The organism is Bartonella sp. AP30XZML, from assembly GCF_042195945.1.
In the GTDB taxonomy this organism is placed as follows: domain Bacteria; phylum Pseudomonadota; class Alphaproteobacteria; order Rhizobiales; family Rhizobiaceae; genus Bartonella.
In genome coordinates this window covers 1-16,366 of the sequence record NZ_JBHIPJ010000036.1, presented here as the reverse complement: position 1 = coordinate 16,366, position 16,366 = coordinate 1, and the positions used below count along the sequence as shown (strand labels likewise).

Sequence of the window (16,366 nt, the reverse complement as noted above, 5' to 3'; positions counted from 1 at the left end):
TTGATACAAGAGATTCAAGAAAAGTGCCATAAAATATATTATAAAGTCGAGAGTTAATTTTAAAATATTTTTCTTGTAAAAATGATGAAGGGCTTATTTTCTGCCAAAAAGCCGTTCTATATCTGCCAATTTGAGTTCAATATAAGTAGGGCGTCCGTGATTACATGTACTTGTATTAGGTATTGCCTCCATTTGTCGTAATAGTGTGTTCATTTCTTCGGGGCGTAAAAGGCGCCCTGACCGTATTGAGCCGTGACAGGCCATCGTTGCTGCAACATAATCAAGCATTGCTTTTAAATTATTTGTTGTATCATACTCAGCAGCCTCATCTGCGAGATCTTTAATAAGGGCTTGGACGTTGATCTCTCCTAACATGGAAGGTGTTTCACGCACAACAATTGCTCCTGGTCCAAATGGTTCTATTCCTAATCCAAATTTTTGCAAAGCATCTTTATGCGTTAAAAGGCATGTTGCATCCTCTTCAGAGAGTTCTACAATTTCAGGAATAAGTAATAACTGTGAAGGAAGTGGTTTGGAATAAAGTGCATTTTTGAGTGCTTCATAAACCAATCGTTCGTGAGCTGCATGCTGATCGACAATGATCAAACTATCTTGTGTTTGGGCGATAATATAGTTTTTATGGATTTGTGCTCTGGCCGCTCCTAATGGATAAGATAACTCTTCTGATGAAGATGTCGTGCTTGGAATGTATGCATCCCCACTTGGTGTATTTAAGCCCTCCATAATAGGAGCGGCATCTTCTTTTAAATCAAAAGAGTGAGTACTATCCAATGGTTTTGGGACCATTGAAGCGCTGGTAAAATGATGAGGTTGTGAACTGTAAGAAGAGAACTGGTGCGTGTTCTTAAAACTGCCTAATGGTTGGTGTGCCAATGATTGTTGTGTTTGAAATGCAGCAAGCATTGCTTCAGAACGGGTTGAAGTAGGACGAATACCAGATTGCTGCAATGCTTCACGAATAGCTCCAACAATCAAACCACGAATTAATCCTGGATCACGGAATCGTACATCAGCTTTGGCTGGGTGAACATTAACATCTACCTCAGCAGGTGGGAGGTCAATAAAAAGAATAGCGACAGGATAACGATCTCGTGTCATGACATCAGCATAAGCGCCTCGGATAGCGCCCCATAGAAATTTATCACGCACGGGACGTCCATTAACATAAGCAAATTGATGAAGGCTGTTATTTCGGTTGAAAGATGGCAAACAGGCAAAACCTGTTAAGCGCACCGCTTCGCGTTCAGCATTCAGCGCAATGCTATTAGGGGCGAATTCTTTTCCCATAATTTGCGTAATACGTTGTAATTGTCCTTGAATATTATTTTCTGTAGCAGACAATTCCATAGATGTTCTGTCTAGTCCTGAAAGAGAAAAGCGGATATGTGGAAATGCGATAGCAATTCGCTTAATCATATCGCTAATAGCATTTGTTTCAGCCCGATCAGTTTTCATAAATTTTAATCGTGCCGGCGTGACAAAGAAAAGATCACGAACTTCAACAATTGTTCCAAGATTCGCAGCAGCTGGTTTGGGTCCTACAATTTTTCCTGCAGTAACGGAAATTTCAGCAGCGTTCTCAGCATCTTTTGTTCGTGAAATGAGTTTAAGTTTAGCAACAGAACCAATAGAAGGGAGGGCTTCTCCTCTAAATCCAAGGAAGCAGATATTGTGTACGTCATCGGTAATCTTTGAGGTACAATGGCGAGAAACTGCTAAAGTTAATTGATCTGCAGGAATTCCATAACCATTATCACTCACCTTTATAAAATTTTTTCCACCATTTGCTGTAATAATTTCAATGCGTGTTGCACCAGCATCAATAGCGTTTTCAACAAGTTCTTTGACAACATTTGCTGGTCGTTCAATAACTTCACCGGCGGCGATTTGATTAATAATATTTTCGCTAAGATGGCGTATAATCATAATAAATTCTAACAGGAAACTTAAGGGTTCTATAGAAAATTATGATAACATCATTTGCGCGACATTCAAGAATAAGAGAGCATAAGAGGTATTATTTTTACAATACCTCCTATTTTATGTTAACAAGTCGGTTGGAAAAAACATAAAAATAGTTTTTATCACTTTAAAATAGCTTGCACCAATTTATCATCTAGGTCAAATAAAGAAACAATATAAAAAGGGAAGGCAATATACATGGCGCGTATAAGCGGTATTTTAGCAGATAGTGATATACAAGCTTTGATTGAGAATAACTTTCTCAAGGCTCAGTATCCATTTGATAGATCTCAAATACAACCAGCAAGTCTTGATCTTCGTTTAGGGGAGAAAGCTTATCGTATACGTGCTTCTTTTATGCCGGGACCTGATACAAAAGTTTTGGATAAGCTTGAACGGTTAAAGTTGCATGAGTTTGATTTACGAGACGGAGCCGTTTTGGAAACGGGGTGTGTTTATATTGTTCCTCTTTTGGAAAGTTTAGCTTTACCAGAATTTTTATCTGCTGTTGCCAATCCCAAAAGTTCTACAGGCCGATTAGATATTTTTACACGTGTCATTACGGATAATGCTCAGGAGTTTGATAAAATTTGTGCTGGTTATCATGGTCCACTTTATTTGGAAATTAGTCCACGCACATTTCCAATTTTGGTGCATACAGGCTCACATTTATCACAGCTTCGGTTTAGAAAAGGGCAAAGTTATTTAAATGAAATAGAGTTGCACACTTTGCAAAGGCAAGAAACACTGATATCGGATGATTTTCCTAATATTAGTGTTGGTGGTATTGGTCTTTCCATTAATTTAAGGGGAGACGAAAACGGGCTTATAGGTTATCGTGGTAAACATCATACAAGTGTTATTGATATTGATAAACGTGCTGTTGCCCATGTTTTAGATTTTTGGGAACCTCTTTTTGATCGTGGTCAAAGGGAGTTGGTTCTTGATCCTGATGAATTTTACATTTTAGTTTCACGAGAGTCTGTTCATGTGCCTCCGCTTTATGCCGCAGAAATGACACCTTTTGATCCTTTAGTTGGTGAGTTTAGGGTGCATTATGCAGGCTTTTTTGATCCAGGATTTGGGCATATGGAAGCGGGTGGAAAAGGAGCAAGAGCGGTTTTAGAAGTGCGGAGCTATGAAGTTCCTTTTATCTTAGAGCATGGTCAAATTATTGGCCGTTTGGTCTATGAGCATATGCTTAATCGACCATCAATCCTTTATGGACATGATGTTGGATCACATTATCAAGCACAGGGTTTAAAGTTGTCCAAGCATTTTAAATGAGTTGGGAACCACGAATTTTGATAACATGTATGCAGAAAGCGTATTTTAGATAAAAGAAAATTTTGTGCTTCGCAAAACCGGCGTCATGCATTCTATTTTTAATTTCCAAGGTTATTTCATCTCTTGCATTTGAGAGGGTATGAGAGGCATTTTTACTTCTTTTTTCAAGAGGTTCTATCTATACGAACTCCATTTATGATGTGCAAAAGAATAGTTTTGATTATTTCATCATGACAAAATTTACTATATTCAATATGTTATTCATATTTATTATTATAATAAATCAATAGGTTAATAAAATTCAATATAACAGTAGCTACTCACTTTTCAAAGTAAATATGCGAGATTGAATGCTGCAATTGACTCAATTTTTCTAGAGTGTAATAACCAGTATATTTTATTCCGTATAAAAATTATCCTTAAGAGTTAATAAATAAGTTTTCACTCCAGTTTAGTAACAATTATTTTCAATAAACATTGTTCTAATTTTAGTAACTCATTTATAGCCTCAAGATATAATATTGCTAGAAAATTATTCAATTAAATATGAAGAGTTTCTATTGGTATGAACATTAAAAGTTTTTATGCTTTATGTGAATTAGGCACTATTCATGAATAAGTAACAGATCTCAGTTTTGAATATTGATATAAGAAGATTTCTGCATGTATGCGACAGCTTTATTTCCAGTATTAATAAAGGATTTTTTCATCTTTTAGGGGAGATTATGATTTATACTTAATAACACTCTATATTCTTAATAACTGATAATGTAAGGATCTTTGGAGGGAGAAGCGACTTTAAATTATAACTAATTAAGCTACGGAGCAATCGCTTTCGAAGAGGGATTGCTTTAAAGAGAGTATAACATTTTAATTGCACATGAAGAATATATGAGTAGATACGTTATTAATGATACTTCATACTGTGAGATTTTAAATTTGGATAAGAGCAATAAAGACGTTGTTTTTATCAATTAGTTTTTTTAGAAAGTTGCAGTCTCTGTTGCTTCTATCTATTCAATAGAGTGCTTTGGGAGAATAACGAATAGGTAGGTACATGGGTTCGCTTTTATGCGTTTTAGGATATTTTCTCTTTTCATTTAGGAACAATGGTGCCATCAATGATTATTTCTTCAACACTTGATTATCGTAAGGCAGCAAAGCGTCGTCTTCCTCCCTTTCTTTTTCACTATATTGATGGTGGGGCTTATGCTGAAGAAACGATGCGACGTAATTGTACAGATCTTCAAACACTTGCATTGCGTCAAAGGATTCTAAGGCAAGTTGGTGAAGTTGATCTTTCAATAAAGCTTTTTGATCAGACACTTGATTTACCGATTGTACTTGCACCTGTTGGGCTAACGGGCATGTATGCACGTCGTGGAGAGGTAAAAGCAGCGCGTGCCGCAGCGGCAAAAGGGATTCCTTTTACTCTATCCTCTGTTTCAGTTTGTCCTATTGCGGAAGTGCAAGAAGCGGTTGGAGGTGTATTTTGGTTTCAACTTTATGTTCTCAAAGATCGCGGTTTCATGCGTGATACACTAGAACGGGCTTGGTTGGCTGGTGTACGCACGTTGGTTTTTACAGTTGATATGCCAATTCCTGGTGCACGTTATCGTGATGCGCATTCGGGAATGTCTGGTCCTTATGCTGGTTTACGTCGTTTTTTACAAGCTTTGACTCATCCATATTGGGCTTGGAACGTTGGTGTTATGGGGCGCCCTCATGATCTTGGAAATGTCTCCACTTATCTCAAAAAGAAAATTGCATTGGATGATTACGTTGGTTGGATTGGTGCAAATTTTGATCCATCAATTGGTTGGCATGATCTACAATGGATTCGCGATTTTTGGAAAGGAAAAATGATTTTGAAAGGTATTCTTGATCCAGAAGATGCACGAGAAGCAGTAAAATTTGGTGCGGATGGTATTGTTGTTTCTAATCACGGCGGACGTCAGCTTGATGGTGTATTATCAACAACACGAGCATTGCCTGCAATTGCGGATGCTGTAAAGGATTATTTGACTATTTTAGTGGACTCAGGTGTTCGTTCTGGTCTTGATGTTGTACGCATGATAGCACAAGGTGCGGATGCTGTTATGATTGGCCGTGCTTTTGTTTATGCGCTTGCAGCAGCAGGTAAGAAAGGTGTTATGCATCTCCTTGATCTTTTTGCCAATGAAATGCGGGTAGCTATGACACTGACTGGTACTCAGACAATCAAAGATATTACACGCAAGAGTTTGGTAAATATAGATGTTTTTAAGCAATGAAAGCAATATGTTATACTCCTTTCAGAAAAAGAAAGTCTTTTTATAGAGGAGCATAATTATATATTTTAAAAATATGTTGACAGTTAAAGTTAAATAGAAAAGATCAATAAGCTCCTCTATAAAATCACAGAAAATACTCAGTAACTACAATAATATTAAATATTAATAATAATAAACACGAAAAAAAACAATAATAACATTGCATACATATTTTATTTACTTTATTAAAAGCTCATTCTACGGATAAAAAGGAACAAGCGCTGATATTAAAGGTAAAACAACTGTTGATATAGAAAAAATAGCTATAAATAATGCTGTGAGCATTTTTCCCTCCTGTATATAAAAAACATTAAAATATAATATATTAATTACTTCTTTTCCACATTGGCATAAAACGTAAATTTATAAAATCCATTCAGTTTTATTTTAGTATAGAATAATATTAACTCTTATATAAATAAAATTATTAAAAATGTCAATATGTATTTATTTTAATCTATAATTATAATAAAAAATATATCTAATAAATAATATTTCTATAATATATATATTATTTATATTAAGTTCATTGGATAATATATTATATGGATATGATATTGTTTTTATGGAGTACGTTTTTAAGCAATGAAAAAAATATCCGTACTATCTTTAAAAAAGCTCGTTTACTGAGAGCAAAACTGCGTGAATTAATGTGCTTTTCTTTCTTGTGTTCTTGTATTCTCAATGATTTATGATGTTTTTGAACTGGCGAGCATATTAGGAAGCAGTTGAATATTTTTTGTATAGTATATCATTTCTAACACTATTTATGCGTTTTCGATTGATTTTATAACTTGTTAAAATATCCAGTTCGTTTTTATTGCAGATGGTGATGGTGGGGGGCTAATGATACAAATTGGCATAGAATGTTTTGTTTCATAAGCGATTTAACAATTGCATCTCCAAGCTTCTCCTTTGATACTATGCTCTTCACAGACAATAACAGATTGGTGAGATTGGCATAACTCTAGCACTGATCTATTATCTCAAAGTTGAATTGTTGGCACACTTGTAAGCGTTGGGATAACTTCATGTTTTTTGAAGCTCTTCAGCAACATCAAGACAAATCTGAACAGTTTCTTCGGTAGCAAGTAGGAGAACATCTTTTCCTTTTTTAAAACAGAAGTTTTGCTGATATCAATTTTTGAAGCATTTTTATGAATATTCATAACAGCACGCTTTCCTAAACCTATATAAATGGGTACAAGATTACTTAGAGTAGAAAGAATTACAGTTTTCATTTGATCGAATTTCTACTCGTAAGTAATTGGATAATATTTACTTTATCGCTGAATAAAAAAGAAAAGTTTTTCTCTCTTTAAATAGAGGATGGATTGTCATCTAGCCAATAGGGATAGTTTGCGAGAAATTTGTTCGATGCAAAACAACTTAACATTGCAGTTACTTTTTATCATTTGAAGCTGTGAAAAGAAGGCTAAGATAGATGAAAGAATATAAAAAATGATGGATACATTTTAAGATAAAAAATTATAATTCTATTAATTCCACAACAGTTGCTGCTGATATTGGTGACAAAAGAAATTTGATCAAAAAAATATCAAAATTATTTGAGGACATTCCTCATGGCATGTAGACTAAACCTTTTTGTTGGTATGGGTGAGATTTTCTTTGAGCAGAAATTGATTCTATCCCCTGAAATCAGCAATAATCTCTCAGGTTATGTCGTAAACTTTTTAGGGATGTTACAACGCCACTATCGTCCTTTTATGAAAATGTTAGCATTTCAGATGAGCAGTTGTGAGGAATTTCAACGTTTAATACAGCAAGATCCAGAAACTCTCACGGATTTAGAACGGGCTTCAAGATTTTTATATTTACAGCGATTAAGTTTTAGAGGGAATGTAAATCGTGCGATGAGAATAGAAAACCATCGTAGCGCGCGGGGGGGAAGCCCTTCCAATTTGAATGCGTGCTAAAACTTATTTTCCACTGTTTAGCAGGTGTTAGCATTGAACATTTAGACTAGTTTGATTTTATTATGCGTTATGATCGCCTAAAAATCTTGTTTTATCTTTCACCACTTCACTTTAATTGTGGTTTTGAGGGTTATTAAAGAAAGGATTTTTATAAGCGGGAGGATTATCAGCCGATGTCTGAGCTGCTTGTATAAATAAGAGGGAGTTTTTTGTCTTTAAACAATATGCTAGAAATTCAAAAAACTTTAGTTAACTTTATAAAAGAGGTTACACCACCTTATACAGACTGCTCTGCAAATAACACAATTGCTGGTAAGGAATGGGGCATCACCAATTTTGATTTCTAAAAAAGAAACAATACGTATTAAATAGTCTTTAACTTTGCAGACTTTTTGAGAATCCTTTCAGAATCTTTTAAAAAAAGTGAACTGATAGAAGATATTTCTATCAAAATATAAAAACTTTTCTAACAAGTTAAGAATAAATCTAAAAATATATATTAAATATAAAAACAGTACGATATGTAGGCAATCTGGGCTTTAGAAATAAGAATCAAAGCGTATAAAGATGCATAGAGGTGAGATTGAGACATATCATTTTTATGATTCAATAAAAAATAAAAATTAAAGAAAAAATTTTATATCAAAAATTTAAGGTGGTTTAAAAAGTGGACGGGCAATGCATGGAAGGATGAGCGAGAAGGTGAATTAGGGGAGAGCGATTTATAGATTATCAGTATCTTTGTAAAAGTATCTTCTCAAGATAAATATTGTGATGAAATAAGATTGTAGTTGAATGTTCGAAAAGATAATACGCACTCTTAACTTTTCCGTTATACACATCACAATAAAAGCCGTGAAAAGCACGGTCTTATTACAAACTTTCTCTAAAAACAGTACATGAGTTTGCAAGATATTACAGTAATATTTTAAAAGAAGGATTTTATTTCAGGAAAAAATTATCTTAAAATAGTAAAGCAATATTTTTCAAGAAATTGCTAGGCGACTTTTGAAAGTAAAAAAGCTAAGTTAAAAAATAAAAGCAAAAATGGTTGTTGGTTTTCTCAACTGGAGTTGCATGTCATTTCCCACATAGGGAATTTACCTATAGAAAAATTAACAGCCAAGATCATTCACAATGTTTTTCCCGCCACTTTAGCGTGAAAAAGCAGATACAGTGCGAAAGTATTCGCCTTATCGTCAACATCATTATTATAATTAGGAAGCTGAAACAACGTTATTTACAAATCACATAAAAGCCTTACCATTATTCATTATATAGCTCCGTAGATTGCTTTTCTTCAAGCATGCCAGCACCTAGATATTATTTTTGTTGAAAACAGAACCTTTGTGTATGATCAGTTCTTTGAACGACGATAGTAGTGCAATCCATAAAATCTTTTCTCATCTTCTTTTGATAGGATAACAAAGATGCCCTTAGAATACATCAATAGACTCAATCATTTTACACAAACACAATCTGTTGAATCCTTTAGTTTCAATTCAGACATCTCAGTCACTCTAATTAAATCTAATCAACCACCAGAGTGTTTTAATCCTTTAAGTGCTTTTACTTTTAATCTGAATGTATCCACCTCTTTCAAATCTTTTCATTGATTGATGTTTCAGAGGAATTATATTTTTATCACTTTATTTTCCGTTTATCTCTCCAACCACATAAACGTTCACCTTGTTCGTTATGTTTTAAAATATCTCTCGCCAAATTTGGACTAATGACATTGATATCTTGTCGATTCAAATAAATTGGAAGCCATCCAATACAAGAAGTTCGTTCATTCGTCGCGCAACCAGCTAGAAAGTTTAGTGCGCACATCAGCATCACTTTTCTTATTAATTTCATTTTCTACCTCAAGCCGTGTTGTCGCTATCTTGAAATCTTCTTTTGTTTGCTTTTGCTTCTCAACTTTTTTCCCAAGAAAAAAGGCTTTGACTAAAGCTATAAGAAAAGCTGCTATGAGCGCTGACGTCATTGTCAGATATTTTTTTATCCATAAAATCATAGGCGGTGTTCCTGAAAACGCTTAGCAATGTATATCATAGCCGTACAAGCAGCTAAAACCATAATGCCTGCTAGAACCCATTGAACAGGACCATTTCCTGCAAAAAGACCTCCAAGCCCTGAAAAAGAACCTATGATTGGTGCAAGAGCTTCTACTTTGCAAATACCTGTTACGCCTTCTGGTTCTACTACATGATAATTGGGGGCAACATGAGCTCCTTTTGCCCACAATCCTGCTTCGGTTGCTCGGCGATTGACAAGACCTTGGATACGTTTTCCTCCTACTCTTGTCCATTTTTGCAATTCGGTTGGTATCGCTTCATATTCACCTTTATTAAGCTTTTTTAAAAGTGTAGAATTGCGAAATGCTGTGATTCCTACATTATAGCAAAATGATACTAATGCCGCGAATTGTTCATCGTTTAAAGGAACGGTAACGGCTTTTTCAACAACAGCTTCATACTCCCTCAAGTCCTGACAAAGGATTTTTTCAGCTTCTTTTTCCGTAATTTGCATGTCTTTGTGGACGCTTGGGGCACCAGCAGCACTTGTATGTCCATAACCAATTGTCCAGACACCACCAGAATCTTCATAAGCTGATAAACGTAAGCCTTCCAATTGCTTAATCAATACAAGCCCTTCTTTTGATATTTTTCGCATTATTTTTACCTATAAAAAACGACACAAAGCAGGATATGAATTAAAAACTTACATCTACTCATTTTTAAGAACAGAACAGCGAAAGGGCATAATAAATTCAAAACATCCATAGTGGATTATTTTAAGATCCATATCATTTTTTTGAATAAAGATTTATGCTAAATACTATTCATTTTGCAGCAATTGATCTCCATCTAAAGACAAAAACTTTATAATAATTCCATTTATAATCAGATAGATTTCACTCATAAACTTTTACAGTTGATCTAGAATGATTTAAAAGAACTTTACTTGAAAAAACTTCAATAATTCCGATGACAAAAAGCACTTTTAACAAAAAATAAGAGACATAATAATTAATGAAATAATTAGGTGTTGATTTTTAAGTAATTTCAAAATTCATAAATTGCACCACAGAATTTTTTTTATAAAAACAAAAAAACATTATAATTTAACATCATACATCTAAAATTTATCTTAGAATCAATAAAACATATACATAACGTATTATACATATTTAATAAAAAAATCTATAGTTAATTTAATTATTCTTTGTTTTTTCTCCTAATTGCTTAATTTCATTAAAAAAATACCTTTATGAAGGATTTCAAATAAACTGTTACATAAAAACATAATGGATATTTCTTCTCTCTTACAGTTTGTTTCCAACTGAAACAATATATTAGTGGAGCATATTCAATATATAGACCAATGATATTTGATAGTTTTTTTAAGAATATTGTACTGTAATAAATTTGAACAAATAGTTCAGTTTCATATATTTTCTTTTTCATATGAAGCATTTGGTGGGGCGTTCGGGCCCAATGGTATCATCTTTGTCTGGTGTTGTATTGGCTACGTTTCCAGCAGCCTCTTAAACAAATCAATCAAGCTATTGAAATCTTTTTAGAGGCAATAGCACAAGAGACACAAAAGATTTTGACAAAAGGCTGCTTGAAAATATAGGAAGCTCTCTCCTCCTAGCATCCCAGCCCATTTACATAACATAAAAAATAAAAAGGCAATGAGATATTATTTGATGATGGCAATAGAATGTAATAATACGTGAGTGTGCACAGCTTTTTAGTATATCCACAACAACGATTCGCCATTAGATGCTTCAGGGGTCCGGAGCCATATAAGCTAGGGAGAGCAGTGAGGTGGAGAAAGAAAGAGACTTTAGCATTTATTCCAGAGAAAAATACGGAGCAAATAACAACAGATTAGATAAAATCGTATAAACCCTAGAAGGTAATCTTCAAACAGATAATTAAATAAAAAATATATATATTTCAATACATTAAAACAAAAGGTGGTGCCGGATGCCGGCAAGCAGGGGCTTAGCAATAAGATTCAAAGTATATAAAGATGTGTAAGGGCGTATTGATGTCTATAGCTTTTTATGATTCAATAAAAAATTAAGTATTAAAGAAAAAATCTCAAATCAGAAATTAAAGGTGGTCTAAAAGGTGGACCCAAAAAGGTGGACGAGAGGGGACGTTAAGTGAGGGCGTTTCATCGGTTATCAGCATTGCTTGTAAAGTCTGCTTCTCAAGGTAAATATTGTGATGGGGCGGGGTTATGGTTGAATGTTAGAAAAGACAATACACGCTCTTGGTTTTTTCGTTACACATACCACAATAAACGCCGTGAAATGGGGCTCGGTCCAGTCGCACAACTTTCTCTGAAAGAAGCGCGCGAACTTGCCAAACATTATAGTGCTATTCTCAGAGAAGGCAATGATCCTATTGTCTTTCGAGAACAGACTATTTAAAACAGCAAAGCAACATATTCAGTGAGATTGCAAAAGCGGCTTTTGAAAGTAAAAAAGCAGAGTTGAAAAATGAAGGTAAAAACGGCTGCTGGTTTTCTCCACTAGAGTTGCACGTGATTCCACACATAGGTAATTTACCTATAGAAAAATTAACAGCCAATATCATTCGCAATGTTCTCGCACCCCTTTGGCATGAAAAAGCAGACACAGCGCGAAAAGCACTTAACCGTATCAATATTTGTTTGAAATATGCAGCGGCTCTTGGTTTAGATGTTGATCTACAGGCTTGTATGAAGGCACGCGCGCTTTTAGGAAAACCACGTGCGACATCAACAAATATTCCTGCTATGCCATGGCAAGAGGTTCCGGCATTTTATCAAAGCTTGGATGATAAGATCCTTTCAAATTTAGCACTGAAGTTATTGATTTTGACAGGAGAACGGTCATATCCATTGCGCTATTTGCGCCTTGAACAAATTGACAAAAATATATGGACGATACCAAAAGAAAACATGAAAGGTATTGTAGGAAAAGTTTCAGTCTTTCGTGTGCCACTAAGTGATGAAGCTTTGAGAGTTATTGAAAAAACTCTCCCCTTTGAAAAGAATGGTTTTCTCTTTTCTGGTCTTAGAGGCAACCCCATTTCTGATGCCACCATGGCAAAGTATATGACAGTTTGTGGTTTGACTTATCGTCCCCATGGTTTTCGTTCAAGCTTACGGGACTGGGTAGCAGAGACAACGTCAACACCATTTGAGATTGCCGAAACTGTTCTTGCACATACAGTTGGGAGTTCAGTGACGAAAGCCTACATGCGAACGGATTTTTTAGAGCAACGGCGTGTTCTTTTAGAGCTGTGGGCTAGCTTTATATCGGGAGTGGTTTGACAAAATATTCTAAGGCCATTAGAGCATAAATATAATTATTGTTATTCTACCTTAATGGCAACCCTAAAGCTTTAAAGAAACGTTGATGTCTTTTCTCAGTATCAGCTATGAGCTTACTAAACGAAATAACCTCTATATAGGACTCATAACTCTTATGATATCCAAAATATCCCATATGATCGCCTGATTCTGTTAAATCCCAACGTTTGCAGCACTCTTTTATTTTTGGAGTTAGATCACAGACGACATAACAGTAACCGGGAACTTTTCCATCCAAATTTATTGGACGCCCTTTTGGGGTAAGTACTTTGCCTGCACGAATTTTTTCTAGATAAGTAATGACCTGCAAAATAGGATCTGTTTCGGTACCAGCTTTCGCGTCATCTCTCATGGGACGCTTAATTTCTACTATAGTAAGAGATGCCAAAGTAGGAGATTCTAAACCCTCTTTGCTATCTGATACTAATAAAGGATTCCAATAAATAGAATTATTACATAATTCTAAACTACATATATCAGGTCTTTCCTTTTCCATAGAGCCGGTAATAGACATTTTTTTAATAATAAATCAGAAGCTAAATAATCATGAAATACTAATTTTTCGTCTATCAACCACAAGTTACAATTATCCATAGCTACAGAATTAGAATCACACTTCATGGGTACTATGAGTTGATGAATAACGTCTTCTTTAATATATTCTTTACCACCGTCATAAAGAGAATTTAAAGATTCCTTCAAAAGTTCTATGATAGTTTTTCTATGGAATAAGTAATTTGCCAAATCGGACTTTTTAAGATCACATACAGCATTTACATATTTATTAATTCTTGCTGCATAACTATCTGTATTTTCTCCTTGTTGAACTGCTAAAACATTATGACCTTCTTCTAAAATTTCATTTTCTACTCTAGCAAAACATTCATGCAAATGTAGTTCCAATTTTTTATCATTTATTTTAGGTGAAATCATATAGTCATTGTCTGTTAAATAGTTTAGGAGTGGACGATAGCGTGGTACTTTATGTGTGAACTTTCAACTATCTCCTTACTGTTTTGAATGTTTTGCTTTAATTCTACAGCTAAATATTTTTGAATTCTTTCATAAATGGCTTGTCGTATTATCGGAAATGATATTTTTTTCCTTCAAATAAATCTTCTTGTTTATTTTCAACATTTTCTTCAATATCAAAGCCTATTCTTTCAGAACGTACTCTTTCATCTAAAAAAAGAGAGCTTACATAGCAAGAGTAGATAAATTCACCTATATCATCTTGCAGTTTTGATTGCATACCCGGAATTTTCTCAGATAACTTTTCTTTTGTAATAGCTCTATTGCCTGCACAAAAAACATAAAGCCTGATTTTCTAAAGGTAAGGATCTAAATTTAATATGCATAATAGAAAAATTATAATTTTCTATTTTTATTTTTTCATTTAAAATGGCTCCATGCATGCATTGTTCATATAGATCATTTAATAATATCTTTTCTGTGTCATCTTCAATAGTTATGAAAGGGCAACCACCAGTTCTTGCAAAATACCAGAGACAATGTTCTAAGAGTGCTTTTGCGATAGATTGTAGTTTTTTAGGAATATGATTTTTATATTTTTGGTTTAGACCTGTTAACTCAACAATAGTTTCTCTCTTCGTACAATTATCTTGAAATTCATCTAATTCTTTTATACCTGCAGCAGCATCAAATAAAAATGTGCGCCCTTTTAATCCTCTATCTGTTTCATAAATACTCCTGATTTTTATATTATCAAAAGCTTTAAGCCATAAAAGTCGTCCTATACCATGGCAACCTTTATCTCTTTTATAATCTGAGTCTAAAGTTTTAAATGATTGAAAATTATGATCATTAAAGCTTGTACCATTGTCGATCACTTTAAAACCTACAATTTCTGTCTCGTTTAGTTTTTCTGTATCTTTGTCAAGTGGTAGTGAAGCTTGCTTCGATCTTATGACTGAAACTATAATGTAGCGTGAGGAAAAATCATTTCCTATTTCTTCAATGGAATGAATAGAATTTACAACTGCTTCAAAAAGAGGCAGTAGAGCATGATTTTCTGGTAAAGATGTATTTCTTACGCGGCCACTTAAATTTGTTTTCATTATCCACTCTAATCTATAAAAGACAATCAATTGTGTCGTTTTACAAAGATTTGACTTCCTCTTCATCCTTAAAGGATTAAAATTTCGAAGCTGTTCATATCAAATACAGTTTATTAGAAGCTTTAAATTCATGAAACAATTAATTCAAAGATTAATTCTTTGAGAACCACTGTTTTAAATGGGCGAAGATATTGTCTATCGTCTCCATGAGACGAGCAAAATTAAGAAACCATTTTCTAAAGAATTTCGCGCGTCTCAGAATGTATTTAGAGTCGGATATTTGGTTTTTGTGTAAAAATACTTACAAACGCATCCATAATACGTGAAAAATCAAGCGCTAATAAGAGTATAATGAGTACAATCCATTTCGTATAACGAGACATCACTTTTACACTTTTGTAGGTCATGATGATTTCTTGAAGGATTTCTTTTTCTGCTTCTGTAAGCTCTGTATCGTCTTGTGTTTTTTTTCTAGCCATGTTTCCACCCACACAAGCGTTCACCTAGATTATTGTGCTTTAAGATCTCTCTTGCTAAGTTTGAACTGATGGCGTTCAGATCTTGCCGGCTTAAATAAATTGGCAACCAGCCAACACAAGAAGAAGCATATTTATTTGTCGCGCAACCAGTCAGAGAGAGCAGCACGTACATCAGCATCACTTTTTTGATTAACTTCACTTTCCACCTCCAGACGTGTTGTGGCTGCTTTTAAAGCTTTTTCTGTTTGCTTTTGTTGCTCTGCTTTTTTCCCAAGAGTAAAAGCTCTTGCTAATGCAATAAAAAAAGCGACTAAAGCCGCGCCTGTTATCATCAGATTTCTTTTCATCCATAAGATCATAGACGATGCTCCTGAAAGCGTTTAGCAACAAAGAAAATACCAGCACATGCGGCTAAAATCATAATGGTGGCCAAAGCCCATTGGATTGGTCCATTTCCTGCTAATAAGCCTCCAAGCCCTGAAAAAGAACCAATAATCGGTGCAAGTGCTTCTGCTTTGAAAACCCCCGTTGGTGTTTGCGTTTCTACTGTTTGATAATTGGAGGAAACATAAGCCCCTTTCGCCCATAAGCCTGCTTCTGCTGCACGCCGGTGTGCGAGACCTTCAAGACGCTTTCCGCCTGCTTTGGTCCATTTCTGTAGCTCTGCAGGGACAGCTTCATATTCACCTTGATTGAGCTTTTTTAACAGTGTCGAGTTACAAAAGGCTCCTGTTCCTACATTATAGCAAAAGGACACTAACGCCGCGAATTGTTCATCTGTTAATGAAACTGTAACAGCGCGTTCAACAGCATTTTCAAATTGTCTTAAGTCTTGGCAAAGAAGTTCTTCTGCTTGCTTTTCAGTGATTGTCATGCCTTCGTAAATAAAAGGCTTTCCAGCACTGTTTGTA

Annotated in this window: 14 protein-coding genes and 2 pseudogenes; 5 read left to right on the top strand and 11 right to left on the bottom strand. The window is 34.6% G+C overall.

What is annotated here, in order from left to right; all coding sequences use genetic code 11:
• Positions 1–93 precede the first annotated feature (93 nt).
• Positions 94–1,947, bottom strand: a complete 1,854-nt coding sequence (gene mutL, locus ACFIL2_RS02410) for a DNA mismatch repair endonuclease MutL (RefSeq protein ID WP_375680392.1) — start codon at positions 1,945–1,947, stop codon at positions 94–96.
• A gap of 234 nt (positions 1,948–2,181) precedes the next feature.
• Between mutL and ACFIL2_RS02405 the strand changes: the two genes are divergently transcribed.
• Together ACFIL2_RS02405 and lldD are read left to right on the top strand one after the other, a co-directional pair.
• Complete coding sequence (locus tag ACFIL2_RS02405) at positions 2,182–3,270, top strand: 2'-deoxycytidine 5'-triphosphate deaminase (protein ID WP_375680391.1); 1,089 nt, start codon at positions 2,182–2,184, stop codon at positions 3,268–3,270.
• Positions 3,271–4,391: 1,121 nt separating this feature from the next.
• Positions 4,392–5,543 (top strand): FMN-dependent L-lactate dehydrogenase LldD, encoded by a 1,152-nt coding sequence (gene lldD / locus ACFIL2_RS02400; protein WP_375680390.1) that lies wholly within the window; start codon positions 4,392–4,394, stop codon positions 5,541–5,543.
• A 1,025-nt stretch (positions 5,544–6,568) separates the two neighbouring features.
• Here the strand turns inward: lldD and ACFIL2_RS02395 are convergent.
• Entirely contained in the window at positions 6,569–6,823 is a 255-nt protein-coding gene (locus tag ACFIL2_RS02395) for a hypothetical protein (protein WP_375680389.1), read from the bottom strand.
• A gap of 342 nt (positions 6,824–7,165) precedes the next feature.
• Between ACFIL2_RS02395 and ACFIL2_RS02390 the strand changes: the two genes are divergently transcribed.
• Positions 7,166–7,519 carry a hypothetical protein gene (locus ACFIL2_RS02390; protein ID WP_375640704.1) on the top strand — a complete coding sequence of 118 codons (354 nt, stop codon included), beginning with the start codon at positions 7,166–7,168 and terminating at the stop codon, positions 7,517–7,519.
• 1,792 nt (positions 7,520–9,311) lie between these two features.
• On the opposite strand, the gene ACFIL2_RS02385 is transcribed toward ACFIL2_RS02390, so the two are convergent.
• Together ACFIL2_RS02385 and ACFIL2_RS02380 are read right to left on the bottom strand one after the other, a co-directional pair.
• Complete coding sequence (locus ACFIL2_RS02385; protein WP_375618608.1) at positions 9,312–9,539, bottom strand: hypothetical protein; 228 nt, start codon at positions 9,537–9,539, stop codon at positions 9,312–9,314.
• A complete protein-coding gene (locus ACFIL2_RS02380) occupies positions 9,536–10,198 on the bottom strand; it encodes a lysozyme (protein WP_375640705.1) in 663 nt (220 codons plus the stop codon). The genes ACFIL2_RS02385 and ACFIL2_RS02380 overlap by 4 nt, the downstream gene beginning before the upstream one ends.
• A gap of 1,029 nt (positions 10,199–11,227) precedes the next feature.
• On the opposite strand from ACFIL2_RS02380, the pseudogene ACFIL2_RS02375 reads away from it, so the two are divergent.
• Positions 11,228–11,425, top strand: a pseudogene (locus ACFIL2_RS02375) (helix-turn-helix transcriptional regulator).
• 277 nt (positions 11,426–11,702) lie between these two features.
• A pseudogene (locus ACFIL2_RS02370) lies at positions 11,703–12,859 on the top strand (tyrosine-type recombinase/integrase).
• Positions 12,860–12,905: 46 nt separating this feature from the next.
• On the opposite strand, the gene ACFIL2_RS02365 reads toward ACFIL2_RS02370, so the two are convergent.
• The 7 genes from ACFIL2_RS02365 to ACFIL2_RS02335 form a co-directional block, all read right to left on the bottom strand.
• A complete protein-coding gene (locus tag ACFIL2_RS02365) occupies positions 12,906–13,394 on the bottom strand; it encodes a hypothetical protein (RefSeq protein WP_375680388.1) in 489 nt (162 codons plus the stop codon).
• Entirely contained in the window at positions 13,361–13,831 is a 471-nt protein-coding gene (locus ACFIL2_RS02360; RefSeq protein ID WP_375680387.1) for a hypothetical protein, read from the bottom strand. The genes ACFIL2_RS02365 and ACFIL2_RS02360 overlap by 34 nt, the downstream gene beginning before the upstream one ends.
• Before the next feature lie 148 nt (positions 13,832–13,979).
• Positions 13,980–14,150, bottom strand: coding sequence for a hypothetical protein (locus ACFIL2_RS02355; RefSeq protein ID WP_375634684.1), 171 nt, complete (start codon positions 14,148–14,150; stop codon positions 13,980–13,982).
• A gap of 40 nt (positions 14,151–14,190) precedes the next feature.
• Positions 14,191–14,976, bottom strand: a complete 786-nt coding sequence (locus tag ACFIL2_RS02350; protein ID WP_375634683.1) for a hypothetical protein — start codon at positions 14,974–14,976, stop codon at positions 14,191–14,193.
• Between the two features lie 266 nt (positions 14,977–15,242).
• A complete protein-coding gene (locus tag ACFIL2_RS02345) occupies positions 15,243–15,455 on the bottom strand; it encodes a hypothetical protein (RefSeq protein WP_375620805.1) in 213 nt (70 codons plus the stop codon).
• Between the two features lie 131 nt (positions 15,456–15,586).
• Positions 15,587–15,814 carry a hypothetical protein gene (locus tag ACFIL2_RS02340; protein ID WP_375667174.1) on the bottom strand — a complete coding sequence of 76 codons (228 nt, stop codon included), beginning with the start codon at positions 15,812–15,814 and terminating at the stop codon, positions 15,587–15,589.
• Positions 15,811–16,366, bottom strand: a 556-nt coding sequence (locus tag ACFIL2_RS02335) for a lysozyme (RefSeq protein WP_375680386.1), incomplete at its 5' end; no start/stop codon positions are given. The genes ACFIL2_RS02335 and ACFIL2_RS02340, both read right to left, overlap by 4 nt.